This is a genomic window from Sphingobium sp. AntQ-1, assembly GCF_028538045.1.
Classification (GTDB): Bacteria; Pseudomonadota; Alphaproteobacteria; order Sphingomonadales; family Sphingomonadaceae; genus Sphingobium; species Sphingobium cupriresistens.
In genome coordinates this window covers 1,188,995-1,214,732 of sequence record NZ_CP117158.1, presented here as the reverse complement: position 1 = coordinate 1,214,732, position 25,738 = coordinate 1,188,995, and the positions used below count along the sequence as shown (strand labels likewise).

At 64.9% G+C, this 25,738-nt stretch carries 16 protein-coding genes and 1 tRNA gene; 6 read left to right on the top strand and 11 right to left on the bottom strand.

Annotation, left to right across the window (positions count from 1 at the left end; genetic code table 11):
• Positions 1 to 37: 37 nt before the first annotated feature.
• Together sphantq_RS05970 and sphantq_RS05965 are read left to right on the top strand one after the other, a co-directional pair.
• Positions 38 to 1,654: an NAD(P)/FAD-dependent oxidoreductase gene (locus sphantq_RS05970; RefSeq protein WP_272799827.1), complete on the top strand. Its 1,617-nt coding sequence runs from the start codon at positions 38 to 40 to the stop codon at positions 1,652 to 1,654.
• A gap of 25 nt (positions 1,655 to 1,679) precedes the next feature.
• Entirely contained in the window at positions 1,680 to 1,994 is a 315-nt protein-coding gene (locus sphantq_RS05965; RefSeq protein WP_242495956.1) for a hypothetical protein, read from the top strand.
• A 107-nt stretch (positions 1,995 to 2,101) separates the two neighbouring features.
• On the opposite strand, the gene sphantq_RS05960 is transcribed toward sphantq_RS05965, so the two are convergent.
• The 11 genes from sphantq_RS05960 to hflK form a co-directional block, all read right to left on the bottom strand.
• Positions 2,102 to 2,175, bottom strand: a tRNA-Gln gene (locus tag sphantq_RS05960).
• Positions 2,176 to 2,417: 242 nt separating this feature from the next.
• A complete protein-coding gene (rpoC, locus tag sphantq_RS05955; RefSeq protein ID WP_066604414.1) occupies positions 2,418 to 6,704 on the bottom strand; it encodes a DNA-directed RNA polymerase subunit beta' in 4,287 nt (1,428 codons plus the stop codon).
• A gap of 84 nt (positions 6,705 to 6,788) precedes the next feature.
• The gene (gene rpoB, locus sphantq_RS05950; protein WP_066604411.1) at positions 6,789 to 10,952 is read right to left on the bottom strand and encodes a DNA-directed RNA polymerase subunit beta; all 4,164 of its coding nucleotides are present in this window, start codon (positions 10,950 to 10,952) and stop codon (positions 6,789 to 6,791) included.
• Between the two features lie 330 nt (positions 10,953 to 11,282).
• Positions 11,283 to 12,617: a cell wall hydrolase gene (locus sphantq_RS05945; protein WP_272799826.1), complete on the bottom strand. Its 1,335-nt coding sequence runs from the start codon at positions 12,615 to 12,617 to the stop codon at positions 11,283 to 11,285.
• 21 nt (positions 12,618 to 12,638) lie between these two features.
• A complete protein-coding gene (gene cysK, locus sphantq_RS05940; RefSeq protein WP_272799825.1) occupies positions 12,639 to 13,568 on the bottom strand; it encodes a cysteine synthase A in 930 nt (309 codons plus the stop codon).
• On the bottom strand, positions 13,565 to 14,869 hold the full coding sequence (locus sphantq_RS05935) for an MFS transporter (protein WP_272799824.1): 1,305 nt from the start codon (positions 14,867 to 14,869) through the stop codon (positions 13,565 to 13,567). The genes cysK and sphantq_RS05935 overlap by 4 nt, the downstream gene beginning before the upstream one ends.
• Before the next feature lie 126 nt (positions 14,870 to 14,995).
• Positions 14,996 to 15,385: a hypothetical protein gene (locus sphantq_RS05930; RefSeq protein ID WP_272799823.1), complete on the bottom strand. Its 390-nt coding sequence runs from the start codon at positions 15,383 to 15,385 to the stop codon at positions 14,996 to 14,998.
• Between the two features lie 35 nt (positions 15,386 to 15,420).
• Positions 15,421 to 17,052 (bottom strand): helicase HerA-like domain-containing protein, encoded by a 1,632-nt coding sequence (locus tag sphantq_RS05925; RefSeq protein WP_066604389.1) that lies wholly within the window; start codon positions 17,050 to 17,052, stop codon positions 15,421 to 15,423.
• A gap of 156 nt (positions 17,053 to 17,208) precedes the next feature.
• Positions 17,209 to 18,714 carry a Do family serine endopeptidase gene (locus tag sphantq_RS05920; protein ID WP_272799822.1) on the bottom strand — a complete coding sequence of 502 codons (1,506 nt, stop codon included), beginning with the start codon at positions 18,712 to 18,714 and terminating at the stop codon, positions 17,209 to 17,211.
• Between the two features lie 135 nt (positions 18,715 to 18,849).
• On the bottom strand, positions 18,850 to 19,698 hold the full coding sequence (gene hflC / locus sphantq_RS05915) for a protease modulator HflC (RefSeq protein WP_066604385.1): 849 nt from the start codon (positions 19,696 to 19,698) through the stop codon (positions 18,850 to 18,852).
• On the bottom strand, positions 19,698 to 20,825 hold the full coding sequence (gene hflK / locus sphantq_RS05910; protein ID WP_272799821.1) for an FtsH protease activity modulator HflK: 1,128 nt from the start codon (positions 20,823 to 20,825) through the stop codon (positions 19,698 to 19,700). The genes hflC and hflK overlap by 1 nt, the downstream gene beginning before the upstream one ends.
• A gap of 74 nt (positions 20,826 to 20,899) precedes the next feature.
• Here hflK and sphantq_RS05905 point away from each other — a divergent pair, with 74 nt between their 5' ends.
• The 4 genes from sphantq_RS05905 (at position 20,900) to hemH (ending at position 25,728) form a co-directional block, all read left to right on the top strand.
• Positions 20,900 to 21,892, top strand: coding sequence for an Mrp/NBP35 family ATP-binding protein (locus sphantq_RS05905; protein WP_272799820.1), 993 nt, complete (start codon positions 20,900 to 20,902; stop codon positions 21,890 to 21,892).
• 82 nt (positions 21,893 to 21,974) lie between these two features.
• Positions 21,975 to 22,409 carry a CoA-binding protein gene (locus sphantq_RS05900; RefSeq protein WP_272799819.1) on the top strand — a complete coding sequence of 145 codons (435 nt, stop codon included), beginning with the start codon at positions 21,975 to 21,977 and terminating at the stop codon, positions 22,407 to 22,409.
• Positions 22,410 to 22,447: 38 nt separating this feature from the next.
• Positions 22,448 to 24,715: a xanthine dehydrogenase family protein molybdopterin-binding subunit gene (locus sphantq_RS05895; RefSeq protein WP_272799818.1), complete on the top strand. Its 2,268-nt coding sequence runs from the start codon at positions 22,448 to 22,450 to the stop codon at positions 24,713 to 24,715.
• Positions 24,712 to 25,728, top strand: coding sequence for a ferrochelatase (gene hemH, locus sphantq_RS05890; RefSeq protein ID WP_272799817.1), 1,017 nt, complete (start codon positions 24,712 to 24,714; stop codon positions 25,726 to 25,728). The genes sphantq_RS05895 and hemH overlap by 4 nt, the downstream gene beginning before the upstream one ends.
• Positions 25,729 to 25,738: the final 10 nt, after the last annotated feature.

Sequence of the window (25,738 nt, the reverse complement as noted above, 5' to 3'; positions counted from 1 at the left end):
ATTTCATTTCCGGTCCCGACGCACTATGGGCGATGCCATGATCCGCCTGTCCGGCCTGAAACTGCCCCTCGACCATCCGGCCGAGGCGATGCCCGCCGCCATCTGCGACCGCCTTGGCCTGGACCCGCACGAACTGCGCGGCCACAGCCTGGTGCGGCGCGGCAACGACGCCCGCCGCCGCAGCGCGATTCTGCTGGTCTATACGCTCGATATCGATGTCGTGGACGAAGCCGCCGTGCTGGCCCGCTTCGCCGACGACCATGACGTCCGGCCTACGCCCGACACCAGCTATAAATTCGTCACCCACGCGCCCGACGGCTGGCAGGGTAAGCGCCCGGTCGTTATCGGCGCGGGGCCATGCGGCCTGTTCGCGGGCTTGATCCTGGCGCAAATGGGCTTTCGTCCGATCATCCTTGATCGCGGCAAGGTGGTGCGCGAACGGACCAAGGACACCTGGGGCCTGTGGCGCCGCGCCGAGCTGAACCCGGACAGCAATGTCCAGTTCGGCGAGGGCGGGGCAGGCACCTTCTCTGACGGCAAACTCTATTGCCGGGTGAAAGACCCGCGCTTCCTGGGCCGCAAGGTGCTGGAGGAATTCGTCGCCGCGGGTGCGCCCGACGACATCCTGTGGGAAGCGCATCCCCATATCGGCACCTTCCGCCTTGTCACCATGGTCGAGGCGATGCGGCGGCAGATCGAATCGCTGGGGGGCGAATATCGCTGGCAGCATCGGGTGGATGATCTGGTGCTGGAACGCACCGGCGAGGGCGAACAGCGCTTGCGCGGCCTCGTCCTCCACGATGGCAGCGTGATCGACACCGACCATGTCGTGTTGGCCGTCGGACACAGCGCCCGGCCGACCTTCGAGATGCTGCACGGCCGCGGCGTCCATATCGAGTCCAAGCCTTTTTCGATCGGCGTGCGGATCGAACATCCACAAAGCTGGGTTGATCGCGCCCGCTACGGCCATTGCGCCGGGCATCCCGATCTGGGCGCGGCCTCCTACAGCCTGGCCCATCATTGCGCCAATGGCCGCACCGTCTACAGCTTCTGCATGTGTCCGGGCGGCCGCGTCGTCGCCGCCACGTCGGAAGAAGGGCGCGTCGTCACCAACGGCATGAGCCAATATAGCCGCGCGGAATTCAACGCCAATTCCGGTTTGGTCGTCGGCATCGACCCGGCGCGCGACTATCCCGACGGGCCGCTGGCCGGGATCGACCTGCAACGGCATTGGGAATCGATGGCCTATGTTGCGGGCGGCTCTTGCTACTGGGCGCCGGGGCAGACCGTGGGCGATTTTCTGGCTCGCCGACCCTCGACGCAGCTGGGCGATGTCGTGCCATCCTACAAGCCGGGCGTGACCCCCACCGACCTGGCGCGCTGCCTGCCCGACTATGTGATAGAAGCCTTCCACGAAGCGCTGCCCGCCTTCGGCCGCCAGATCGCCCATTACGACCATCCCGATGCGGTGATGACGGGCGTGGAAACGCGGACCTCCTCGCCCATCCGCATCACGCGGGGCAAGGATTTCCAGAGCCTCAACGTGACCGGCCTCTACCCGGCGGGGGAAGGCGCGGGCTATGCCGGCGGCATCCTGTCCGCCGCGATCGATGGCATCAAGGTCGCCGAAGCGGTCGCCTGCACCATGGGATAAATGCATATTAAGGATTCGCGCGGGCATGGCGCTTGACGGACCCGCAAGCTTCCGCAACCTTGTGAAGATGACACCGATCGAACGCGCCGCCCGCGCCCTGTGCGCCCTTGACGGCAAGACCGAAGACACAGCCGTAGAAGGGGGGCTATTGTGGCACGGCTACATGGCTCAGGCCCTCGCCGTGATAGAGGCTCTGCATGAACCCAGCGCGTGGATGAGCGAGGCGGGAGCGGAACTGATACAGAATATCAGCCCAGACGAGCCGTTCTCGGCGCATCAGGCCGACGCCGCCAATGTATGGCGCATCATGATCGGCGCGATGAGGAAGGATATTCCCTAAACGGGCGGCCGCAGATGGAACGCGCACGGACTGCACGGGGCCACGGGCGCGTGCCGATCCCATGCGCGCGCCTGCGACGGCAATGGGTCATCATGATGGGAAAATTCTGGATGCCCGACAAGGACTCGAACCTTGATTGACGGAGTCAGAGTCCGCTCTCTTACCATTAGAGGATCGGGCATCAATCCCCAGCGCGTCGCGCTTGGGAGGCCGCAAATAAGCGCGGTTCTGGCGATGGTCAAGGGGTTTGTGAAACGGATCGACGCACTTTTTTGCAAGTCGGCTGCCGATTTTTTCCCGTAAAAAGAAAGCCCGCCGGAGCGCGTGAAGCGTCCGGCGGGCATGAGCTTCTCTCCCTTGCGGGAGCGAATGGCATGGGAGCCGCCACCTATATAGGAAGCGCCTCCCATGCTTTCAAAGGGCTTATTCGCCGTCGCTCTTCAGCAGGTAATCGCCCGCGTCCGCGTCGGTGCCGTGGGTTTCGCCTTCAAGAGCGGCCAGCGGATCATTGCCGATCGCCGCTTCTGGACCCTGCGCCAGTTCGGCCGCACGTTCGGCGGCAGCCGACTTGGGTGCGATCAGGTCCACCTGGCTGGACGCGCGCAGCGCGGCCCGCAGCGCCGCGTCACGCGACGAGGCGGCTACGCGCAGGCGGTTCATGCCGGCGCCGGTGCCCGCCGGGATCAGGCGGCCGACAATGACGTTTTCCTTGAGGCCGACCAGCGTGTCCTTCTTGCCCTGTACCGCCGCTTCCGTGAGGACGCGGGTGGTTTCCTGGAAGGACGCCGCCGAGATGAACGAGCGGGTCTGGAGCGACGCCTTGGTGATGCCCAGCAGCACCGGCTTGCCCGCGGCGGGCGCGAAGCCCGGCTGGAGCTTGGCGTTGATCTCGTCCATCTCCTCGCGGTCGATCTGCTCGCCCACCAGCAAGGTGGTGTCGCCGGATTCGATGATCTCGACCTTTTGCAGCATCTGACGAACGATCGTTTCGATGTGCTTGTCGTTGATCTTCACACCCTGCAAGCGATAGACTTCCTGGATTTCGGCCACCAGATATTCGGCCAGCGGCTCGATACCCAGCACTTCCAGAATGTCGTGCGGATCGGGCGAACCGCCGATCAGGTTGTCGCCGCGCTTGACGAAATCGCCTTCCTGAACGTCGATCACCTTGCTCTTGGGGATCAGATATTCGACCGGCTCGCCGCCATCTTCCGGATTGATGGCGATCTTACGCTTCGCCTTGTAATCCTTCAGGAACTGGACGCGGCCCGACACCTTGGCAATGATCGCATTGTCCTTGGGCTTGCGGGCTTCGAACAGTTCGGCGACGCGCGGCAGACCACCGGTGATGTCGCGGGTCTTGGCCGCTTCACGGCTGACACGGGCCAACACGTCACCGGCCTGCACCTGGGCGCCATCATCGACCGACAGGGTCGCCCCCACCGCCAGCATGTAGCGGGCGGCTTCGCCGGACTGGTCGTCCAGCAGGGTGAGGCGCGGGCGAAGGTCTTCCTTGGTGCGGGCGGCGCCACGATGTTCCGTCACGACGCGCTGGGCGATGCCGGTGGCTTCGTCGGTCTGCTCGGTCAGCGTCTTGCTGTCGATCAGGTCGACATATTTCACGATGCCGGGCTTTTCCGTGATCACCGGCATGGTGAACGGGTCCCATTCGGCGAAACGCTCGCCCTTCTTGATCGCGTCGCCATCCGCAAACAGGATGGTGGCGCCATAAGGCAGACGATGGGTTTCGCGCTCGCGGCCTTCGCTGTCGATGATCGCGATCTCGCCGTTGCGGGCGAGCGACAGGCGACGGCCCTGCTTGTCGGTGATGGTCGGCATGTCGCGCAGTTCGATCGTGCCGTCCGCCATCGATTCCAGGTTTGACGTTTCGTTGAAATTCGCCGCACCGCCGATGTGGAAGGTCCGCATGGTGAGCTGCGTGCCCGGCTCGCCGATGGACTGCGCCGCGATGACGCCGACCGCTTCGCCGATATTCACCGGCGTACCGCGGGCCAGGTCACGGCCGTAGCATTTGCCGCAAACGCCCATCCGGCTTTCGCAGATCAGCGGGCTGCGGATCTTGACCGCCTGGGTGCCGATGGCCTCGATCTTCGCGATCATCGGTTCGTCCAGCAGGGTGCCGATCGGGATGACGACGCTGCCATCCTTGCTGTCGACGATGTCCTGCGCCGTGGTGCGGCCCAGAATGCGCTCGCCCAGCGAGGCGATGACGCTGCCGCCCTGGACGATCGCCTTCATCTCCAGCGCCTTTTCGGTGCCGCAATCTTCCTCGACGATCGTGCAGTCCTGCGACACGTCGACCAGACGGCGGGTCAGGTAACCCGAATTCGCCGTCTTGAGCGCCGTATCCGCCAGGCCCTTGCGCGCGCCGTGGGTCGAGTTGAAATATTCAAGGACGGTCAGGCCTTCCTTGAAGTTCGAGATGATCGGCGTTTCGATGATCTCGCCCGACGGCTTGGCCATCAGGCCGCGCATACCCGCCAGCTGCTTCATCTGGGCCTGCGAACCACGCGCACCGGAATGCGCCATCATGTAGATCGAGTTGATCTGCGCGAGGCGACCGGTTTGCGGATCCTTGGGCTGGGCCTTGATCTCGTCCATCATGGCGTTCGCGACCTGATCGCCGCAACGGCTCCAGGCGTCGATCACCTTGTTGTATTTTTCCTGCTGGGTGATCAGGCCGTCCTGATATTGCTGCTCGTAATCGGCCACCAGCGCCTTGGTTTCGGCGACGGTGCCTTCCTTGCTGTCCGGGATCACCATGTCGTCCTTGCCGAACGAGATGCCGGCCTGGAATGCGTGACGGAAGCCCAGGCTCATGATGGCGTCGGCGAACAGGACCGTGTCCTTCTGGCCGGTATGACGATAGACCTCGTCGATCACGTCGCCCACGTCCTTCTTGGTGAGCAGGCGATTGACGACGTCGAAGGGCACCTTGTGCGACTTGGGCAGGCATTCGCCCAGCAACATACGGCCCGGCGTGGTTTCGTAGCGCTTGAGATAGGCGTTACCCGCCTCGTCGGTCTGCGGTACGCGGCTGATGACCTTGGAATGCAGCGTGACGGATTTGGTGAAGAGGGCCTGATGCACTTCCTGCATGTCCGACAGCAACATGCCTTCGCCCGGCTCGCCTTCGCGTTCCATCGACAGATAATAGATGCCCAGCACCATGTCCTGCGACGGCACGATGATCGGCTTGCCGTTGGCGGGCGACAGGATGTTGTTGGTGGACATCATCAGCACGCGCGCTTCCAGCTGGGCTTCCAGCGAGAGCGGAACGTGGACGGCCATCTGGTCACCGTCGAAGTCGGCGTTGAAGGCCGAACAGACCAGCGGGTGCAGCTGGATCGCCTTGCCCTCGATCAGCACGGGTTCGAACGCCTGGATGCCCAGGCGGTGGAGCGTGGGCGCGCGGTTCAGCATGACCGGATGCTCGCGGATCACCTCGTCCAGGATGTCCCAGACTTCCTTGCGTTCCTTCTCGACCCACTTCTTGGCCTGCTTCAGGGTCATGGACAGACCCTTGGCGTCGAGGCGGGCGTAGATGAAGGGCTTGAACAGTTCGAGCGCCATCTTCTTGGGCAGGCCACACTGGTGCAGCTTGAGTTCCGGGCCGGTCACGATGACCGAACGACCCGAATAGTCGACGCGCTTGCCGAGCAGGTTCTGACGGAAGCGGCCCTGCTTGCCCTTGAGCATGTCGGACAGCGACTTCAAAGGACGCTTGTTCGCGCCGGTGATGACGCGGCCGCGACGGCCATTGTCGAACAGGGCGTCGACGGCTTCCTGCAACATGCGCTTTTCGTTGCGGACGATGATGTCCGGCGCGCGCAGCTCCATCAGGCGCTTCAAGCGGTTGTTCCGGTTGATGACGCGGCGATAGAGATCGTTCAGATCCGACGTCGCGAAACGACCACCGTCCAGCGGCACAAGCGGACGCAGTTCTGGCGGAATGACCGGGACGACGTCCAGGATCATCCACTCGGGGCGGTTGCCCGATTCCAGGAAGCTTTCGACGACCTTCAGCCGCTTGATGATCTTCTTGGGCTTGAGTTCCGACTTGGTGACGGCCAGCTCGTCCAGCAGGATCTGCTTTTCGCCTTCCAGGTCGAGGTCCATCAGCATCTGCTTGACCGCTTCCGCGCCGATCCCGGCGGAGAAGGCGTCTTCGCCATATTGGTCCTGCGCGTCGAGCAGTTCGTCTTCGTTCAACAGCTGATATTTGTCGAGCGAGGTCAGGCCCGGCTCGATGACGATATAGCTTTCGAAATACAGAACGCGCTCAAGCTGCTTGAGCTGCATGTCGAGCAGGAGGCCGATGCGCGAGGGCAGCGACTTCAAGAACCAGATATGCGCAACCGGGGCGGCCAGTTCGATATGGCCCATGCGCTCGCGGCGCACCTTGCTCACGGTAACTTCGACACCGCATTTTTCGCAGACGATGCCCTTATACTTCATGCGCTTATATTTGCCGCACAGGCATTCATAATCCTTGATCGGACCGAAGATGCGGGCACAGAACAGGCCGTCACGTTCCGGCTTGAACGTGCGATAGTTGATGGTTTCCGGCTTTTTGATCTCGCCAAAAGACCAGGACCGGATGCGCTCTGGCGAGGCGAGGCCGATCTGGATCTGGTCGAAAGTCTCGGCCTTCTGGACCGGGTTCGCGAAGTTGGTCAGTTCGTTCATTTTTTCAGTCCCTCTAGAGGGTAAAGTTCTGGGGTGAAGAAGGGGCAGGGCACTGTCGTCGGGAGACAGCGCCCGAAGCTTCCCTTATTCCGCAGCCAGCGCGACGCCGTCTTCGTCGAGGACCGGGTCCATCGTGGCGAGTTCGACGTTGAGGCCCAGCGAGCGCATTTCCTTGACCAGCACGTTGAAGCTTTCGGGAATGCCGGCCTCGAACGTGTCGTCACCCTTGACGATCGCCTCATAGACCTTGGTGCGGCCGACCACGTCGTCCGACTTCACCGTCAGCATTTCCTGGAGCGTATAGGCCGCGCCATAGGCCTGGAGCGCCCAGACCTCCATTTCACCGAAGCGCTGGCCACCGAACTGCGCCTTGCCACCCAGCGGCTGCTGCGTGACGAGCGAGTACGGCCCAATGGAACGGGCATGGATCTTGTCGTCGACCAAGTGATGCAGCTTGAGCATGTAGATGATGCCCACGGTCACCTTGCGGTCGAACCGATCGCCGGTGCGGCCATCATACAGGTCCGACTGGCCCGACGTGTGCAGGCCTGCCAGCGACAGCATTGCCGACACGTCCGCTTCACGGGCGCCATCGAACACCGGCGTCGCCATCGGGATGCCCCGCTGAAGATGCTCGGCCAGGTCGATGATCTGTTCCGGCGAGCGGCCTTCGATCTGCTCGGCATAGCGCGGACCATAGGAGGTCAGCAGCCGTTCCTTGACCGCGTCGGGCATGTCGCCCGCCGATGGGTTCGGATTGGCCTCACGCCAGTCTTCCAGCGCGTGCTTGAGCTGCTGGCCAAGGCCACGGGCGGCCCAGCCCAGATGCGTTTCGAAGATCTGGCCGACGTTCATGCGCGACGGCACGCCCAGCGGGTTCAGCACGATGTCGACATGGGTGCCATCTTCCAGGAACGGCATGTCCTCCACGGGCAGGATGCGCGAAATGACGCCCTTGTTACCGTGACGGCCGGCCATCTTGTCGCCCGGCTGCAGCTTGCGCTTCACCGCGACGAACACTTTGACCATCTTCAGCACGCCCGGCGGCAGTTCGTCACCACGCTGGAGCTTGTCGACGCGATCCTCGAACTTGTCGACGATCGACTTCACCGCTTCGTCATACTGGCCCTTGATCGCCTCGATCTGGGCCTGGCGGCTGTCGTCCTCGACCGCGAACTTCCACCATTCGTGACGCTCGACTTCGGCCAGCAGGGCTTCGTCGATCACGACGCCCTTCTTGACGCCCTTGGGCGCGGCAGACGCCGTCTGGGTCAGCAGCATTTCGTGCAGGCGGTTGAAGGTCGCCCGGTTGAGGATGGCGCGTTCGTCCTCGCGATCCTTGGCGAGACGGTCGATTTCCTCCCGCTCGATCGCCATGGCGCGCTCGTCCTTGTCGATGCCGTGACGGTTGAACACGCGGACTTCCACGACCGTCCCGGCGACGCCCGGCGGCAGACGCAGGGACGTGTCGCGCACGTCGCTCGCCTTTTCGCCGAAGATGGCGCGGAGCAGCTTTTCTTCCGGGGTCATCGGCGATTCACCCTTCGGGGTGATCTTGCCGACCAGAATGTCGCCCGGCTCCACTTCCGCGCCGATATAGACGATGCCCGCCTCGTCGAGGTTGCGCAGCGCTTCTTCACCGACATTGGGAATGTCGCGGGTGATGTCCTCCGGCCCCAGCTTGGTGTCGCGGGCCATGACCTCGAACTCCTCGATATGGATCGAGGTGAAGACGTCGTCCTTCACGATCCGTTCGGAGATCAGGATGGAGTCTTCGTAGTTATAGCCGTTCCAGGGCATGAACGCGACGAGCGTGTTCCGGCCCAGCGCCAGTTCGCCGAACTCGGTCGAGGGACCATCGGCGATGACGTCGCCGGCTTCGACCAGATCGCCGACCTGGACCAGCGGACGCTGGTTGATGCAGGTGTCCTGGTTCGACCGCTGGAACTTCTGGAGCGTATAGATATCGACGCCCGACTGGCCGGCTTCGATGTCGCCGGTCGCGCGGATGACGATACGGGTCGCGTCGACCTGATCGACGATGCCCGCCCGCTTGGACGCGACCGCCGCGCCGGAGTCACGGGCGACCGTGCCTTCCATGCCGGTGCCCACAAACGGGGCTTCGGCGCGCACCAGCGGCACGGCCTGACGCTGCATGTTCGATCCCATGAGCGCGCGGTTGGCGTCATCATTTTCCAGGAACGGAATGAGCGATGCGGCGACCGACACCAGCTGCTTGGGGCTGACGTCCATCAGGGTGATGTGGTCGCGCGGCGCCATCAGGAATTCGCCGGCTTCGCGTGAGGAGATCAGATCCTCGACGAAATGGCCGTCGGCATCGACTTCGGCGTTCGCCTGCGCGATCGTGTGCTTGGCTTCTTCCATCGCCGACAGATAGACGACGTCGTCGGTGACCTTATTGTCTACGACCTTGCGGTACGGCGTTTCGATGAAGCCATATTTGTTGACGCGGCTGAATGTGGCCAGCGAGTTGATGAGACCGATATTCGGGCCTTCGGGCGTTTCGATCGGGCAGATACGGCCATAATGCGTCGGATGAACGTCGCGGACTTCGAAGCCTGCGCGCTCGCGGGTCAGACCGCCCGGCCCAAGCGCCGACACGCGGCGCTTGTGGGTGACTTCCGACAGCGGGTTGGTCTGGTCCATGAACTGCGACAGCTGCGACGAGCCGAAGAATTCACGCACGGCGGCCACGGCAGGCTTGGCGTTGATCAGGTCGTTCGGCATCACCGTCGACACGTCGACCGACGACATGCGCTCCTTGACGGCGCGCTCCATGCGCAGCAGCCCGACGCGATACTGGTTTTCCAGCAGTTCGCCGACGGAACGGACGCGACGGTTGCCGAGGTTATCGATATCGTCGATTTCGCCCTTGCCGTCCTTCAGGTTCACCAGTTCCTTGACCACGGCGAGGATGTCCTCGACGCGCAGGGTGGTGACCGTGTCTTCGGCGTCCAGGTCCAGGCGCATGTTGAGCTTCACGCGGCCCACAGCCGACAGGTCGTAGCGCTCCGGATCGAAGAACAGACCGGCGAACAGCGCTTCGGCGGTTTCCTTCGTCGGCGGTTCGCCGGGGCGCATGACGCGATAAATGTCGCTCAGCGCCTGGTCGCGATCCTCGGCCTTGTCGGCTTTCAGCGTGTTACGAATCCAGGGGCCGGTGCCGACATGGTCGATGTCGAGCAGTTCCAGGCGGTCGATGCCCGCCTTGTCCAGCTTTTCGAGATTTTCAGGCGACACTTCGTCGCCCGCCTCGATGTAGATTTCGCCGGTGCTCTCGTTGATGAGGTCATAGGCGCTGTAGCGGCCATAGACTTCCTCGGTCGGGATCAGCAGCGTTTCCAGGCCGTCCTTTTCCGCCTTGTTGGCGGCGCGCGGCGAAATCTTGGTGCCGGCGGGGAAGATCGCTTCACCGGTCTTCGCATCGACGATGTCGAAGGCGGGCTTCAGGCCGCGCCAGGCTTCGGCGAGATAGGGGATCACCCAACCGCCTTCACCGCGGACATAGGTCACCTTGTTGTAGAATTCGCCCAGGATATCTTCCGGCGTCAGGCCCAGCGCGAACAGCAGCGCCGTGACCGGCAGCTTGCGCTTGCGATCGATACGGACGTTGACGATGTCCTTGGCGTCGAATTCGAAGTCGAGCCACGAACCACGATAGGGGATGACGCGCGCGGCGAACAGATATTTGCCCGACGAGTGGGTCTTGCCACGGTCATGGTCGAACAGGACGCCCGGCGAACGATGCATCTGCGACACGATGACGCGCTCGGTGCCGTTGACGATGAAGGTGCCGTTGCCCGTCATCAGGGGCATGTCGCCCATGTAGACGTCCTGCTCCTTGATATCCAGGACCGAACGGGTTTCGGTGTCCTGATCGACTTCGAATACGATCAGGCGCAGGGTAACGCGCATCGGCGCCGCATAGGTGATGCCGCGCTGACGGCATTCCTCGACGTCGTATTTGGGGTCTTCCAGCTCATAATGGACGAAGTCCATTTCGGCGGTGCCGGCGAAATCGCGGATCGGGAACACGCTGCGCAGCGTCTTTTCCAGGCCCGACACATAGCCGATCGACGGGTCGGACCGGAGGAACTGTTCATAGCTCTCCCTCTGGACCTCGATCAGGTTGGGCATCTGCACCACTTCGTGGATGTCGCCGAACACCTTTCTGATGCGCTTCTTCGCGCCGGTGTTGCTGATCGGGGGGAGAGCTCTGGTCGCCATGCGTTGTCCTTGCCTTCATTCGTCGCGTTTTTCCGCATCCCAGCGAAAACTCAGTCCAAGCGCGATGGAATAGGGGGTGATTCGCACCCGCCAATCCACGCAAAAAAGTGCGGGCCGGGACTGTCCGATCCGCACTGTCAGCACTTTGTGACCCGCCAAAATTCGCCCAATTCCGCCAGCTTCGCGCGCAATTCGAAGCCAGACCCCGAGCGATCCGGGGGACGGCCTATCCCGTTACGCACAGCGCAGAGGACGACCGGATTGCCGCCGATATAGGCGCTGGCGCCCGGTTTGTGAAGGGGGCAGGTAAGCCGCCAAAACGCCAAGCGTTCAAGGTGTCGCTGTTCTTGTCTCGCCGGCGGGCATGACCGGCGCGATCTTCACCGTTTCGAACCGCCCCTTGCGCCGGACACCGGCCAGCGCTTCGGTGGGCAGGGTGGGGACAATGGTCGGCACGCGCTGGCGCATACATTCCTCCTTCGCCGTCCGCGGCGTCTGCCCGCAATTCCACAGCGCCCGCTGCAAGCCGCTGCCGGCGTTATGGATATAGGCGAAGCTCATCGTCGCCATCTGCGCGTCGCTGAGAGGCAGGCCCGCAGGCGCAGCGCCCGGCCGCCATGCCATGATCCGGCATTCGACCCGCCCGGCGCAGAAGGTCTGCGCCATCGCCGGCCAGCCATCCGCGCCGCCGCTGCCGGCAGGCAGTTCGACCAGAAAGCTCTTCGCCCCCGGCGCGATCGCCATCAGCCGAACCCCCGCCACCGTACGCCCCAGCGAATCCGCGCCGATCGTCTGTTGCGGCCGGGCGGCGAGCGCTGCGGCAGCCTCCGCCGCCGCCACGGTCGGCGGCGGCATCAAGGGGGTATCCGTCCCACCCTGATGCGCAGGCGAGAAGCGCGCGATCCGGCCGATCAGCGGCTCGCCCTTGTCGTCGCTCTGGTGAAATGCGGGGGGCGTCCCCCACCAGCCGCGCCAGCGGAAGAAGAGGTGCGTGCCGACCGCCGCGATCTTGTCCAGGCTGCCGCTCCAATAGGGCACGACCCAGTCGGTATGATAATGGGTGGCGTGGCCGACCGGCTTGTAGACCTTGCCCGCCAGCGCGGCGCGGGCGATCTCGCGCGCGCGGCCCCAAGCGGCCTCGCCCGGCGTGCGGGTCAGCGCCCCGTCGCAACTGAAGGTGAACTGGCATCCGGTGCGCCGTTCCTGTCCCTGAAACACGACACCGCAGACCGTCTTGGGGAAGGCGGGGTGGCGCACGCGGTTCAGCACCACCTGCGCCACCGCCTGTTCGCCCACGGCGTCGTCGCCCGCTTCGAAGATTTCCGCCGCCGCCAGGCAATCGGTCGCACGCGCCAGATCGGTTTCGGAGCCCGAAAAGCGGAAGGGCCGGGCGGCCGGGTTGGGATCGCGCGAAAAGGGGATGGTCGCGTTGAACGCCACCGCCTGGTTCCGCTCCAGCGCGAAGACCTCGACCGGCTCCACTGGCGGCGGCGTGGTGGGGCGTTTCATCAGTCCGGCTTCGACCACGGCCATCCGGCGCGCGCCCGCGTCCGGCCGCGCCCGCGTGTCCCAGGCGGCGGCCAGTGCGGGCAGGCCGACAAACAGGAGTGCCCAGACCAGCCACAGGAAAGGATGCGGCCTGGCCGGGGGAGGTAGGTCGGTCATGCCTCGCTTGCCGCCAATAGCCTATTCGGGCAGGAAGTCGGGCACCGACAGATAGCGTTCGCCGGTATCATAGTTGAAGCCCAGAACCCGGCTGCCCGCGGGCAGTTCCTTCAGCTTCTGCGCGATCGCCGCCAGCGTGCCGCCCGACGAGATGCCGACCAGCAGGCCTTCTTGCGTCGCGGCGCGGCGGGCATAGTCCTTGGCGTCGGCCGGATCGACCTGGATCACGCCGTCCAGCAACTGGGTGTGCAGGTTGGCCGGGATGAAGCCCGCGCCGATGCCCTGGATCGGGTGCGGGCCGGGCTGGCCGCCGCTGATGACCGGGGAGAGGGTCGGTTCGACCGCGAAGATCTTGATCGCGGGCCATGTTTTTTTCAGTACTTCGGCGACGCCGGTGATATGGCCGCCAGTGCCCACGCCGGTAATCAGCGCATCGATCGGCATGTCGGCGAAATCGGCCAATATCTCCTGTGCGGTGGTGCGGACATGCACGTCGATATTGGCGGGATTTTCGAACTGCTGCGGCATCCAGCTACCCGGCGTCTGCGACACCAACTCCAGCGCGCGTTCGATCGCGCCCTTCATGCCCTTTTCGCGCGGCGTCAGGTCGAAGCTGGCGCCATAGGCCAGCATCAGCCGGCGGCGCTCGATCGACATGCTTTCGGGCATGACCAGCACCAGCTTGTAGCCCTTGACCGCCGCGACCATGGCCAGGCCCACGCCGGTATTGCCCGATGTCGGCTCGATGATGGTGCCGCCCGGCTGCAATTCGCCGCTGGCCTCGGCCGCCTCGATCATCGCCAGCGCGATACGGTCCTTGATAGACCCGCCGGGATTGGACCGTTCCGACTTGATCCACACTTCGGTGCCGGCGGGCGCATCGCCGAACAGCCGGTTGATGCGGACATGTGGCGTATTGCCGATGGTTTCGAGAATCGTGGCAGCTTTCATGGGTTTTTCTCCTGGCTGTTCTCTTCTCGCCCGATGTCGGGTGGATCGAAGCTTCGTGCAAGGCGCAATTCGGGAAAGAGTCGCGCCCAGAATAGGGTGATGATGATAGCACCGACGCCGCCGCCGATCACCGCCGCGACAGGGCCGACCAGCGCGGCGAGGAAACCGGACTCCGCCTCGCCCAGTTCGTTGGAGGCAGAGATGGTAAGCTGCGACAGGCTGGACACCCGCCCGCGCATCGCATCGGGCGTGTGCAATTGGACCAGTGACTGGCGCACGAAGACCGACACCATGTCCGCGCCGCCCAGCACCACCAGCGATGCGATCCCCGCCTCGATCGCGATGTCGCGCGGCAGGAAGGCGGTGCAGCCGAACGCGATGGTGGCCAGGCCGAACAGGATGACCGACCCCAGCATCTTCAGCCCCACCTCGGTCTTCATCGGACGGAAGGAGAACCAGAGCGCGGTCGCCGCCGCGCCGATGCCGGGCGCGGCTGCCAGATGGCCCAGCCCGGCCGACCCCACATGCAATATGTCGCGGGCATAGACCGGCAGCAGCGCGGTCGCGCCCGCCAGCAGCACCGCGAACAGGTCCAGCGTGATCGTCGCCAGCACCAGCCGGTTGCCCTTCACATAGGTGAAGCCGTCGATCATCTGGCGTACCGGATGGCGGCTGGTGTCGCGCGGCGGCTGCGGCACCGGCCCGATCAGCAGCATCGCGCCCAGCGCCACGCCATAGAGGATGGCCGCCAGCGCATAGGCGCCCCAAGGGGTGGCGGCATAGGCATAGCCGCCTACCGCCGGTCCCGCGATCATCCCGGCCTGCCACGAGACGCTGGAAATGGCGATAGCGGTGGGCAGCGCGGCTGGTGGCACCAGATTGGGCGCCAGCGCGCCATAGGCCGGGCCGTTGAAGGCGCGGGCGATGCCCACGATCACGGCGATCCCGAAGATCAGCGGCAGGCTGACCCAGCCTTCATAGGTGGCGAAGGCAAGCAGCCCGGCCGCGATCGTCAGCAAGGTGAGCGTCAGCCGGGTGATGATCCGCCTGTCATAATGGTCGGCGACCCATCCGGTGACGGGTGTCAGGAAGAAAAGCGGCAGGAACTGCGCCAGCCCGATCAGGCCAAGCTGCGCCGAAGCGCCTGCGGTCGTCATCGTCTCCCGCGCGATATTATAGGCCTGCCACGCCAGCACGATCATCATGCTGTATTGCGCCAGCACGGCGCACAGCCGTCCCGCGAGATAGGCCCGGAAATTGCCGAAATGCAGGGGGTGGCGAGGGGAGGGGGCAGCCGTCATGGCCACGGCTTTAGCGGCGCTTATATTGCCGAAGCAACAGGGGTGCGGCCCACCATGTAACAAGATTTGCTTTGCGACCTATGAGCGGGGCGGGCGGCGATCCATCGCTCCGCCCCACATAGCCGATCAGCGTTGCAACAGCACGCCGCTGACCGATCCGTTGCGCACGGAGCAGACGAAGGGTACGACCCCGCCCTCGGCAAAGCCGATCTCGCCCTCCACCTCCCATCCGGTCGCCATGGTGCTGGCGCGGGGTCGACCGATGAGCTTGCCGTTGGGGCCGGCCTGGTACAGCGCCTTGGCCGCGCAGGCGTCGCGTGCGGCGGCGGCCGTTGCGATCGCGCCATAGCCTGGCGAGGCATAGGGCGCGCGCCGGGCGTCGCGCTCGGCCTGCCGGTCGCGCGCGATGTCGCTGGCGATCGCAGCGCCGATGACATGATGGGGATCAATCGTCTGGGCGTGGAGCGGGCTGGCCGCGACCAGCGCTACTACTGTCCAAATCGCTGTCTTTTGCATGACGCACCGCCTCCCTGCCGGTAGACCAGCATAGCCTATTTGAACAGGCTGCCCAATATGCCGCGGACCAGTTTGCCGGCGATCCCGCCGGACGAGGATTTGCGGCTCGTGCCGCCGAACACGGCGCGGCCCAGTTCGTTGGCGACTTGCCTTCCGACCGATGAGCCCGCCGCCCGCGTGGCCGACTGGATCGCTTTGTCGAAAGCGCTGGGCTTGGCCGCTTCGCGCGCCTCCACCGTTTCGCGCCGGGCCTGCGCCTTCAATTCTGCCTCGCGCTGCTTCGCCTCGATCTTGGCTTGGGCGGCGGCGGTTTTGTCGGCCTCTGCCTGCGCCTTTTGCGCCTGCGCTGCCGCAGCGGCGGCCTGCCCGCGTGCGGCCAATATCTCTTCAGCCGATTCGCGATCGACTGCGTCGTCATATTTGCCGGCGACCGGCGAGATCGACTGGATGATCGCCCGCTCCTTGGCATCCAGCGGTCCCAGCCGCGACCGCGGCGGCGCGATCAGCGTGCGTTGGACGATGCCGGGCGACCCGTCCTCCTGCAGCAGCGAAACCAGCGCTTCGCCGACCTTCAACTCCGTGATCGCCGTCTCGACGTTCAGATCGGGATTGATGCGGAAAGTTTCGGCCGCCGCCTTGATCGCCCGCTGGTCGCGCGGGGTGAAGGCGCGCAGCGCATGTTGCACCCGGTTGCCCAGCTGCCCGGCGACATCCTCTGGAATGTCGATCGGGTTCTGGGTCACGAAATAGACGCCTACGCCCTTGGACCGGATCAGGCGCACGACCTGTTCGATCTTGTCGGTCAGCGCCTTGGGCGCGTCGTCGAACAGCAGATGCGCCTCGTCGAAAAAGAAGACCAGCTTAGGCTTGTCGGGGTCGCCGACTTCCGGCAGCGTCTCGAACAATTCCGACAACAGCCATAGCAGGAAGGTCGCGTAGAGTTTGGGGCTCTGCATCAGCTTGTCGGCGGCCAGCACGTTCACGTAACCGCGCCCTTTTTCGTCCACCTGCAGCATGTCGTGGATGTCGAGCGCGGGTTCACCGAAGAAATGGTCGCCGCCCTGGCTTTCCAGTTGCAGCAACTGCCGCTGAATCGCGCCGACGCTGGCCTTGGTGACATTGCCGTAGCGGGCCGACAGCGTATCGGCATTTTCCGCGCAATAGGCCAGCATCGCCTGCAAATCGCCCAGATCGAGCAGCAGCAGCCCTTCCTCATCGGCATATTTGAAGGCGATGGACAGCACGCCTTCCTGCGTTTCGTTGAGGCCCATCAGCCGCGCGAGCAGCAGCGGCCCCATCTCGCTGACGGTGGTGCGGATCGGATGGCCCTGCTCGCCATAGAGATCCCAGAAGATCGCCGGATTATCGGCATAGCTATAATTGCTGATGCCGATTTCCGCCGCGCGCGCCACCAGCTTGTCGGCATTTTTGGCGGTGGGGGAACCGGCCATGGATATGCCGGCAAGGTCGCCCTTCACGTCGGCCAGGAACACCGGGACGCCAAGCGCGGAAAAACTCTCGGCGATTCCCTGCAAGGTCACGGTCTTGCCGGTGCCGGTCGCGCCTGCGATCAGCCCATGACGGTTGGCGCGGCGCAGGTTCAGCATCTGCGGAACGCCGCCTTCCTTCTCCGGTGCGCCCAGGCCGATGAAGATACCGTCGCTCATTGCTGCAACTCCGAAAAGAAAAACCCGTTCGCCCTTAGCCTGTCGAAGGACCTTTCTGTTCTTCAGGGGAAGAAGAAGGCTTCGACAGGCTAAGCCCGAACGGGTCTGATAGGATGTCCTCACTCTACCGGGCTAGGACGGTTCGGCAAGCGCCGCTTACTTGTCGCGCAGACGTACCGGCAGGAAGATGGCTGGCTGACCCCGCCGCAGCACCTGAAGCAGGATAGCGTTGCGGCCCTGGGCCGCCACCGCCTTCGCCTGCGCGTCCAGCTCCGCCTGGCTTGCGACCGGGCGGTTGTTGGCGCTGATGATGACATCGCCGCGGCGCAGGCCCTTGGCTCCCGCGTCAGTCGACCCATCGACCGCCGTGATGACGACGCCCTTCGTGTCGGCGGCGATGCCGAGCTGGCGGATGATGCCCGGCGTCAGCGGGATCGCCGAGATGCCCAGCGCCTGCTGTGTCGCTTGCCCCGGATTCTGGTCCTGCTGGCTGAAATCTTCGTCGCCTTGCGGTTGGGCGAAATTGTTCAATTCGTCTTCGGACGGACGCTCGCCGACAACGGCGGTGACGGTCTGCCGCTGGCCGTTGCGGATCAGGATGATCGGCACGCGCGCGCCGATGTCCTGGTTGGCGACGATCGAGGATAGATTCTGGTCTGCGGTCACTTCCTGGCCGGCAACGCTGACGATCACGTCGCCCGCCTTGATCCCGGCTTTTTCAGCGCCCTTGCCCGGCTCCACGCCTTGGACGAATTCGCCACGATTCTTGGCGAGGCCGAGCGAGTCGGCCAGGTCTTCGCCCAGCGGGCTGATCTGCACGCCCAGATAGCCGCGCTTGATCGCCTGGCCCTTGCGCAACGTATCGACGATCGGCGCCGCCTGTTCCGAGGGAATCGCGAAACCGATGCCCACATTGCCGCCCGACGGCGACAGGATCTGGCTGTTGATGCCAATGACATTACCGCGCATGTCGAACATCGGGCCGCCGCTATTGCCCTGGTTGATGGACGCATCTGTCTGGATGAACTTGTCATAGGTGCCGCCGGTGCCACGATGCAGGGCGGAAATGATACCCGCCGTGACCGTACCCGAAAGGGCGAAGGGGTTGCCGATCGCGACAACCCAGTCGCCCACACGCGCCTTGCTGCTGTCGCCGAACTTGACGAAGGGCAGGGGCTTTGGCGATTCTATTTTCAGCACCGCCAGGTCCGTCGCAGGGTCGCGCCCAACCAGCTTGGCGGAAAACTCCTGCTTGTCGGTCATGGTGACCGTGATCGAATCGACGCTTGCGCCTTCAGCGCCGGCAGACACCACATGATTGTTGGTGACTATATAACCGTCGGCGGAGATCAGGAAGCCCGATCCCAGCGATTGCGCCTGCCGGGTCTGGGGCTGTCCACCCTGACCCTGACCGAATAATTCGCCAAATGGCGTGCCGGCGAAAGGATTCTGCACCTTCACCCGCTGCTTGGTGGAGATATTGACCACGGCGGGTTGCAGTTTCTCGACCATGTCGGCCAGGCTGGCCGGCGCACCCGCGGGCGCCGCAGCCGTGAGGCCTTCATTCTGCGCGGTCTGCGCCCCGACATTGGAACTGGTCGTGACCGCAATGGCGGTGCCGCCGAGCAGCAGGGCGCCGGTGATGGCATAAGCGTAACGCACTCGTGACGGTCCTCTTCAAAGCTTCATGGTAAGGAAGGCGGGACTTTTAGGAAGCCCTCAGATGCTCCGCCTTGCCTTAACCCTCATTGAATGACGCTGGTTCCGTAATGATCTCCGGGGGATCATGACGAAAGTTTAACGTCGTCCCTGAAATTGCCGCAGGAATTCATTGTCCGGCGACAGGATGATGTTGGTCTGGCCCGGCCGATCGGGCGCGAAGGTGTAGCGATAGCTCTGCATCCCGCGATAGAAATCGTAGAAGGACGGGTCCTTCCCGAAGCTCTCGGCATAGATGCGCGCAGCGTTGGCGTCGGCTTCCGCGCGGATGATCTGCGCCTGCTTGGCGCCTTGGGCGCGGATGGTCAGCGCTTCCTGCTCGCGCGCGGTGCGCATCCGGGTGAAGGCGCTTTCCAGCGGCGTGCCGTCGGGCAGATCGGCGCGCTTGATCCGCACGTCGACGATCTCGGCGCCATATTGGCGCGCGACCCGGTCGAGGCCCGCCTCGATATTCTGCATCACCTGGCCGCGTTCGGGGCTGAGCAGCGCGGCGAAGGGCCGCTTGCCCAGTTCGTTGCGCAGCGCGGACCCCAGGATCGGGCGCAGCGCCTCGCCGACCCGCTCTTCGTTGCCCGCCGCGATATACATGCGCAGCGGATCGACGATGCGATAGCGGGCGAAAGCGTCGACCTGAAGCCGCAACTGGTCAGTCGACAGCACTTGCTGCCGCTCCATCTCGACCGACAGCACACGCTTGTCGATCCAGACGATCTGATCGACGAACGGCCAGCGCCAGATGATGCCGGCGCCGGTGTTGCCGAAACTTTCGTTGGGGCGATAGCGGTTGATGATCGCCTTGGGATCGCCGAAGCGGACGACCACGCCCTGTTTGGTTTCGGGCACGATCGCCACGGTGCTGCCGACCATGATCAGCAGGGCGAGCAGGATCAGCGCGAGGGCGACGGGATGGCGCAATATGCCGGGCATCACTGGCCTCCCGTGCTGGTGGCGTCTGGCGTCGGGGTGGGCTGCGCCCGGCGCTTGATTTCGGGCAGCGGCAGATAGGGCGTCACATTACCGCCCTCGACGATGGTCTTGTCGACGTTCGACAGCACGCCCTCCATGGTTTCATAATACATGCGGCGGCGGGTCACGTCGGGCGACAGCTTATATTGCTCATAGACCTTGTCGAAAGCCGCGGCCTCGCCCTGCGCCTTGGCCGTCACCTGTTGGGCGGCGGCGCGCGCTTCGTTCAAGTAGGTCTGCGCCGTCTGCTGCGCGGCGGACACCGCCTTGAACGCATCGTTGACGGCGGTCGGCGGGTCGGCCTGCTTGATCGCGACGCCCTGGATGCGGATGCCCGACTTGTAGCCGTCCAATATCTCCTGCATCCGCAATTCGACCTGCTGTTCGATCGCGGTCCGCCCGGCGCCCAGCGCATCGTCCAGGCTGACGCTGGCGAGCACGGAGCGCATCGCGCTTTCGGCGACTTCGCGCACGCTCGCGTCCGGGTCCGACAGCTGGAACAGATAGAGTTCCGGGTTGCGGATGTTCCAGCGCACCGAATAAGCGAGATCGATGATATTCTGGTCCCCGGTCAGCACCAGATTTTCGCTCTCCGCACTGGCGGAGCCGATATCGATGGTGCGGATTTCCTCGACATCGACCGTCGTCACCGCCTCGAACGGGGCGGGCATGGTCAGGCTGATGCCGGGTGTCAGGGTGCGGCTATATTTGCCGAGCAGGGTGACGACGCCGCGCTCCTGCGGGCCGACGCGATGGAAACTGGTCAGGACCAGCCACAATATCACAACCAGGGCGATGGCGATCGGCCAGAGCGCCTTGCCCGACGCGCGCGGGGGAAGCCCGCCGAAGCCACCGCCATTCCCGCCGCCGCCCTGGCCAAAGCTTTCGCGGCCGCGGCGCAGTAGTTCTTCGATGGCGGATGGCCCCTTCTGGCCGCCGGACGGTCTGCCCGGCTGGGTCCACGGATTGCGCGGGCCGCCGTCGCCGCCACCCCTCTGTCCGTCCCCTTCGGGTCCGTCATTCTTGCCGCCCCAGGGGCCTTGGACCATCGCTGCGATCGCGGGCATCCACCCGAACATTCTTCTCATGCCACCTTCTATAGGAAGGCTCTTCTCCGAAAAACAGTGCAAATGCCTGCGATTATTTCCTACAGGGCATGGCCATGACCGATCTTGCCGATTTCTCCGCCCGTCTGACCGCCCTGACCGACGGCCGCGCCAGCGCGCCGCGGCTCAAGGAAGGGGTGATGACCATCGCCCTCGACGTGGGTGGACTGGACCCCGACCGGCGCGAAGGGCTGGCCGCGGCGATCCGCGAAGGCGCGCTGACCGTGCCCGGCGTCACCGACGTCCGCATCGCCATGACCGCGGAGCGAAAGCCCGCAGAAACGCCGCCCGCCAAGGCGCCGCTGCGCATTCTGGCCGTCGCGTCGGGCAAGGGCGGGGTGGGCAAATCCACCCTGTCGGCCAATCTCGCCGTCGCGCTGCACCGGCTCGGACTGAAGGTCGGGCTGGTCGACGCCGATATTTACGGCCCGTCGCAGGCGCGATTGATGGGGAGCGAAGATCAAAAGCCGCAAGCCCGCGACAAGAAGCTGATTCCCGTCACCGGCGCGCTGGGCATCCCGATGCTGTCGATGGCGCATCTGGTGGAGCCGGGCAAGGCGCTGGCCTGGCGCGGGCCGATGGTGGGCAATGCGCTGACGCAGCTGATCGATGCGGAGTGGGGCGAGACGGAATTGCTGGTCGTCGACATGCCGCCCGGCACCGGCGACATCCAGTTGACCATGGTGCAGAAGCACAAGCCCGCCGGCGCGGTGATCGTGTCCACGCCACAGGATCTGGCGCTGATCGACGCCACCCGCGCGGTCAGCCTGTTCCATCAGGCCGGGGTGCCGATGGTCGGCCTGGTCGAAAATATGGCCGGCTATGCCTGTCCCCATTGCGGCGAAGTCTCCGATCCGTTCGGCCATGGCGGCGCGGAAAGCACGGCTGGCGACCTGTCCATGCCCTTCCTTGGCCGTGTGCCCCTGGCGATCGACATCCGTCGCCGCTCGGACGCGGGCGATCCGCCGGCGGCGGGCGAGGGCGTCCATGCCGACGCCTTCCACGCCATCGCGCGCAAGGTTGCCGACTGGCTTAAGGCATCGGCCTGATTATAGCGCCCGGTCGCGCCGGGAAAGGAACGTCTTGCGTCCGCCCGCGTCTTCCCCATCTCGGTCGCAAAGGAGATACGCCATGCCGCTCACCGCCCCGCAGGACATCGCCGCCTTGTTGTCGGAAATCCGCACCATCGCGCTGGTCGGCATTTCCGATCGCCCGGACCGCCCCAGCTATGGCGTGATGAAATTCCTTCAGGACCATGGCTATCGCGTCCTGCCGGTCAATCCGCAGATCGCCGGTGAGCATGTCCATGGCAAATTTGTCTGGGGCCGCCTGTCCGACATCGGCGTGGCCGTCGACATGGTCGATATCTTCCGTCGCAGCGAAGCGGCGGGGGAGGCGGTGGACGACGCCATCGCCGCCGGGGCCAAGGCGGTGTGGATGCAACTGGGCGTCGTCAACGAAGCGGCGGCGGCGCGCGCCGAAGCGGCCGGGTTGAAGGTGGTGATGGATCGTTGTCCCGCGATCGACATCCCCCGCCTCGGCCTTGCGCCGATAGGTGCCGATTAACGCTAGGCAGCGCGCGCCTGCGGTTCTATCAGGCTGGCATGGCGCGCACCCCGCGGAAGCAATCCGGCAAACATCAGGGCATCAACCGGCGCACGCTGCTGATCGGCGGTGGCGCAGCGGCGGGGCTGCTGCTCGCCTGGGGCGTATGGCCGCGCAGCTACCAGCCCAATCTCAACGCCGGTCCCGGCGAAACCATCGTCAACGCCTTCCTGAAGATCGATGCATCCGGCCAGATCATCGTCGTCGTGCCGCAAACCGAAATGGGGCAGGGCGTCACCACAGTCCTGCCACAGATATTGGCCGACGAACTGGGCGCGGACTGGCGCACAGTCGCGGTGCAGAGCGCGCCGATCAGCCCGCTCTACGCCAACACCCTGCTGGCGCGCGCATGGCTCGCGAGCGACTGGACGCGGCTGCTCGGTGACGCTGGCGACTGGGCGATCGGCCAATATGCGACGCGCGGCGCGCTGATGCTGACCGGCGGTGGCACCTCCGTCCCGATGTTCCGCGACGCCTATCGCGATGCTGGCGCGGCTGCCCGCGTGCTGCTGTGCAAGGCGGCGGCGGCGCGCTGGGCCATTCCCTGGGAAAGTTGCGACATTCAGGATGGCATCATCTCCGACGGCGGCGCGCGCCGCACGAAGATCGGCGATGTGGTCGCGGATGCCGCCCGGTTCGACCTGCCCGATATCCTGCCCTATCGCCAGGGGCAGGATGGCCGCCTGTCCGGGCAGGATCTGCCGCGGCTCGATACCCCGTCGAAGATCGACGGCAGCCATAATTTCACCGCCGACATTCGTCTGCCCGACATGGTCTATGCCTCGATCCGGCAGGGACCGATCGGCGACGCCCTGCTGGCCGGGCTGGACGAGCGCGCCGCCGGCAGCGTCACCGGCTTCCTCAAGCTCGTGCGGCAGGAACGCTGGGTCGCCGCGGTCGCCAGCAACTGGTGGGCCGCGAACAAGGCGCTCGACCTGTCCGACCCGGTCTTCACGCTGCGCGGCGTGCCGGTCAGCAGCGGTGGCATAGACGACGCGCTGGAGGCGGCTTTTGCGGGGTCGGACGGCCGCCGCCTCTATGCCCAGGGCGATCTGGCCCCGGTGTTCGAGGGGGCGACCATCCTCGCCAGCGAATATCAGGTCGATGCCGGGCTGCATCTGGCGCTCGAACCCCAGTGCGCCACCGCCCGCGTCACCGACGACGGCGCGGAAATCTGGATGGCGACGCAGGCGCCCGGCCTCGCCCGCGCGGCGATCGCCGATGCGCTGGGCCTGCCGGAACGGGCGGTGACGCTCTATCCGCTCCATGCTGGCGGGTCGTTCGGCCGCAGGATGGATTGGGATGCCGGGGTGCAGGCGGCGCTGCTGGCGCGCGACATGGGGCGGCCGGTGCAACTCCTCTGGTCGCGGTTGGAGGATGTGGTCCAGGATCGGCCGAGCGCCCCCGCCCACGCCCGCATGGCGGCCAAGCTCGGCCGCAACGGCGCGATCGAAGGCTGGCTGGCGAAGGTCGCCGCGCCTTGCGCGCTGACGCAGACATGGGCGCGGATCGCGGACGGCGTCTTACCGCACGTTGCGGCGGCGGACGCCGCGGACAGGGCGACCCGGCGGGCCGTCGCCGGCATGGCCCCGCCCTATGCCATTCCTAATTGGGCGGTCGATCATTTCCCGACCGATGTCGGCCTGCCGCTCGGCTTCACCCGCGGTAATGCGCATCTGCACAGCGCTTTCTTCACGGAAAGTTTCGTCGATGAACTGGCGCATCTGTCGGGGATGGAGGCCATGTCCTTCCGCATCCAGATGCTGGGCGGCAATCCGCGCCTGGCCCATTGCCTGTCGACCGCGGCGTCGATGGGCGGCTGGCAGGGCGGCATAGCGGGCAGCGGGCAGGGGCTATCCGCCCATATGATGGACGGCGCCTATGCCGCCATCATGGTGGAGGCGGCGATGAACGGCGATAAGCTCAGCGTCAGCCGCATCGTCGCTGCGGTCGATGCGGGCGATCAGGTCAATCCCGACATCGCCCGCCAGCAAATAGAAAGCGGGCTGGTCTATGGCCTTGCCTACGCCATGGGCGCATCCGTCCCTTATGAACGCGGCCTGCCCACCCGCGCTATCCTTGGCCGCATGAACCTGCCGCGCCTCGCCGACATCGGCGAAGTCACGGTGGAACTGATGCGCAGCACCGCCGATCCGGCCGGGGTCAGCGATCTGGCAGCGCCGCTCGTCGCCCCCGCCATCGCCAACGCCCTGTACACATGGACAGGTCAGCGTATGCGCAGCCTGCCGCTAGTGGGAGCCGCATGAACCAGCCCGCCAATCATCCCGTCATTGCCACGCCCAAGGTCGGCGTGTTGCTCATCAATCTCGGCACGCCCGATGCGCCCGATCCAAAATCGGTGCGTCGCTATCTGGCGGAATTTCTCTCCGACCGGCGCGTGGTGGAGATTCCGCAACTCCTTTGGCAACCGATCCTGCGCGGCGTGATCCTCACCACCCGCCCGAAGAAATCCGCCCACGCCTATCAACAGGTGTGGACGCCGGACGGCTCGCCGCTGGCGGTCCATACCGGCGCCGCCGCCCATGCGCTGCAACAGGCGATGGGGCAGGGCGTGGTGATCGACTGGGCGATGCGCTACGGCAATCCGGCCATTGCGGCGAAGCTGGCGGCGATGAAGGCGCAGGGCTGCGAACGCATCCTGCTCGCGCCGCTTTATCCGCAATATAGCGCCGCTACCACCGCGACCGCCAATGACGCGGCCTTCGCCGCCTTGGCCGCAATGCGCTGGCAACCCGCCATTCGCACCTTGCCGCCCTATCATGACGATCCGGCCTATATCGCCGCGCTCAAGGCGTCGATCGACCGGCATGTCGCCGCACTCGACTTCGTTCCCGACGCGCTGCTCGCCAGTTTCCACGGCATGCCCGAACGCACTTTGCATCTGGGCGATCCCTATCATTGCCAATCGGTCAAGACGGTCCGCCTGCTGCGTGAAGCCCTGTCTCTGAAAAACCCGCCGCTGCCGGTCCATATGAGCTTCCAGTCGCGCTTCGGTCGCGCCAAATGGCTCGAACCGGAAACCGAAGCTACGCTCGCCAAATTGGTGAAGGAAGGTGTCCGCAATATTGCTGTGGTCACACCGGGATTCGCGGCGGATTGCCTTGAAACCCTAGAGGAAATCGCCCTGCGTGCGAAAGATGTTTTTTTGGCCCAAGGTGGCGAAAAATTTGCCCTTTTGCCCTGTCTAAACGCATCAGCGGAAGCTATCACTCTGTACGACAGGCTTGTGAGCCGCGAACTTTCGGGTTGGATCAACTGACCCGGTTGCA

Excerpts from the sequence above, each read along its gene's own strand:
- sphantq_RS05970 (WP_272799827.1), top strand. The coding sequence starts at position 38 with ATGATCCGCCTGTCCGGCCTGAAACTGCCCCTCGACCATCCGGCCGAG.
- sphantq_RS05965 (WP_242495956.1), top strand. The coding sequence starts at position 1,680 with ATGGCGCTTGACGGACCCGCAAGCTTCCGCAACCTTGTGAAGATGACA.
- rpoC (WP_066604414.1), bottom strand. The coding sequence starts at position 6,704 with ATGAACGAACTGACCAACTTCGCGAACCCGGTCCAGAAGGCCGAGACT.
- rpoB (WP_066604411.1), bottom strand. The coding sequence starts at position 10,952 with ATGGCGACCAGAGCTCTCCCCCCGATCAGCAACACCGGCGCGAAGAAG.
- sphantq_RS05945 (WP_272799826.1), bottom strand. The coding sequence starts at position 12,617 with ATGACCGACCTACCTCCCCCGGCCAGGCCGCATCCTTTCCTGTGGCTG.
- cysK (WP_272799825.1), bottom strand. The coding sequence starts at position 13,568 with ATGAAAGCTGCCACGATTCTCGAAACCATCGGCAATACGCCACATGTC.
- sphantq_RS05935 (WP_272799824.1), bottom strand. The coding sequence starts at position 14,869 with ATGACGGCTGCCCCCTCCCCTCGCCACCCCCTGCATTTCGGCAATTTC.
- sphantq_RS05930 (WP_272799823.1), bottom strand. The coding sequence starts at position 15,385 with ATGCAAAAGACAGCGATTTGGACAGTAGTAGCGCTGGTCGCGGCCAGC.
- sphantq_RS05925 (WP_066604389.1), bottom strand. The coding sequence starts at position 17,052 with ATGAGCGACGGTATCTTCATCGGCCTGGGCGCACCGGAGAAGGAAGGC.
- hflC (WP_066604385.1), bottom strand. The coding sequence starts at position 19,698 with ATGCCCGGCATATTGCGCCATCCCGTCGCCCTCGCGCTGATCCTGCTC.
- hflK (WP_272799821.1), bottom strand. The coding sequence starts at position 20,825 with ATGAGAAGAATGTTCGGGTGGATGCCCGCGATCGCAGCGATGGTCCAA.
- sphantq_RS05905 (WP_272799820.1), top strand. The coding sequence starts at position 20,900 with ATGACCGATCTTGCCGATTTCTCCGCCCGTCTGACCGCCCTGACCGAC.
- sphantq_RS05900 (WP_272799819.1), top strand. The coding sequence starts at position 21,975 with ATGCCGCTCACCGCCCCGCAGGACATCGCCGCCTTGTTGTCGGAAATC.
- sphantq_RS05895 (WP_272799818.1), top strand. The coding sequence starts at position 22,448 with ATGGCGCGCACCCCGCGGAAGCAATCCGGCAAACATCAGGGCATCAAC.
- hemH (WP_272799817.1), top strand. The coding sequence starts at position 24,712 with ATGAACCAGCCCGCCAATCATCCCGTCATTGCCACGCCCAAGGTCGGC.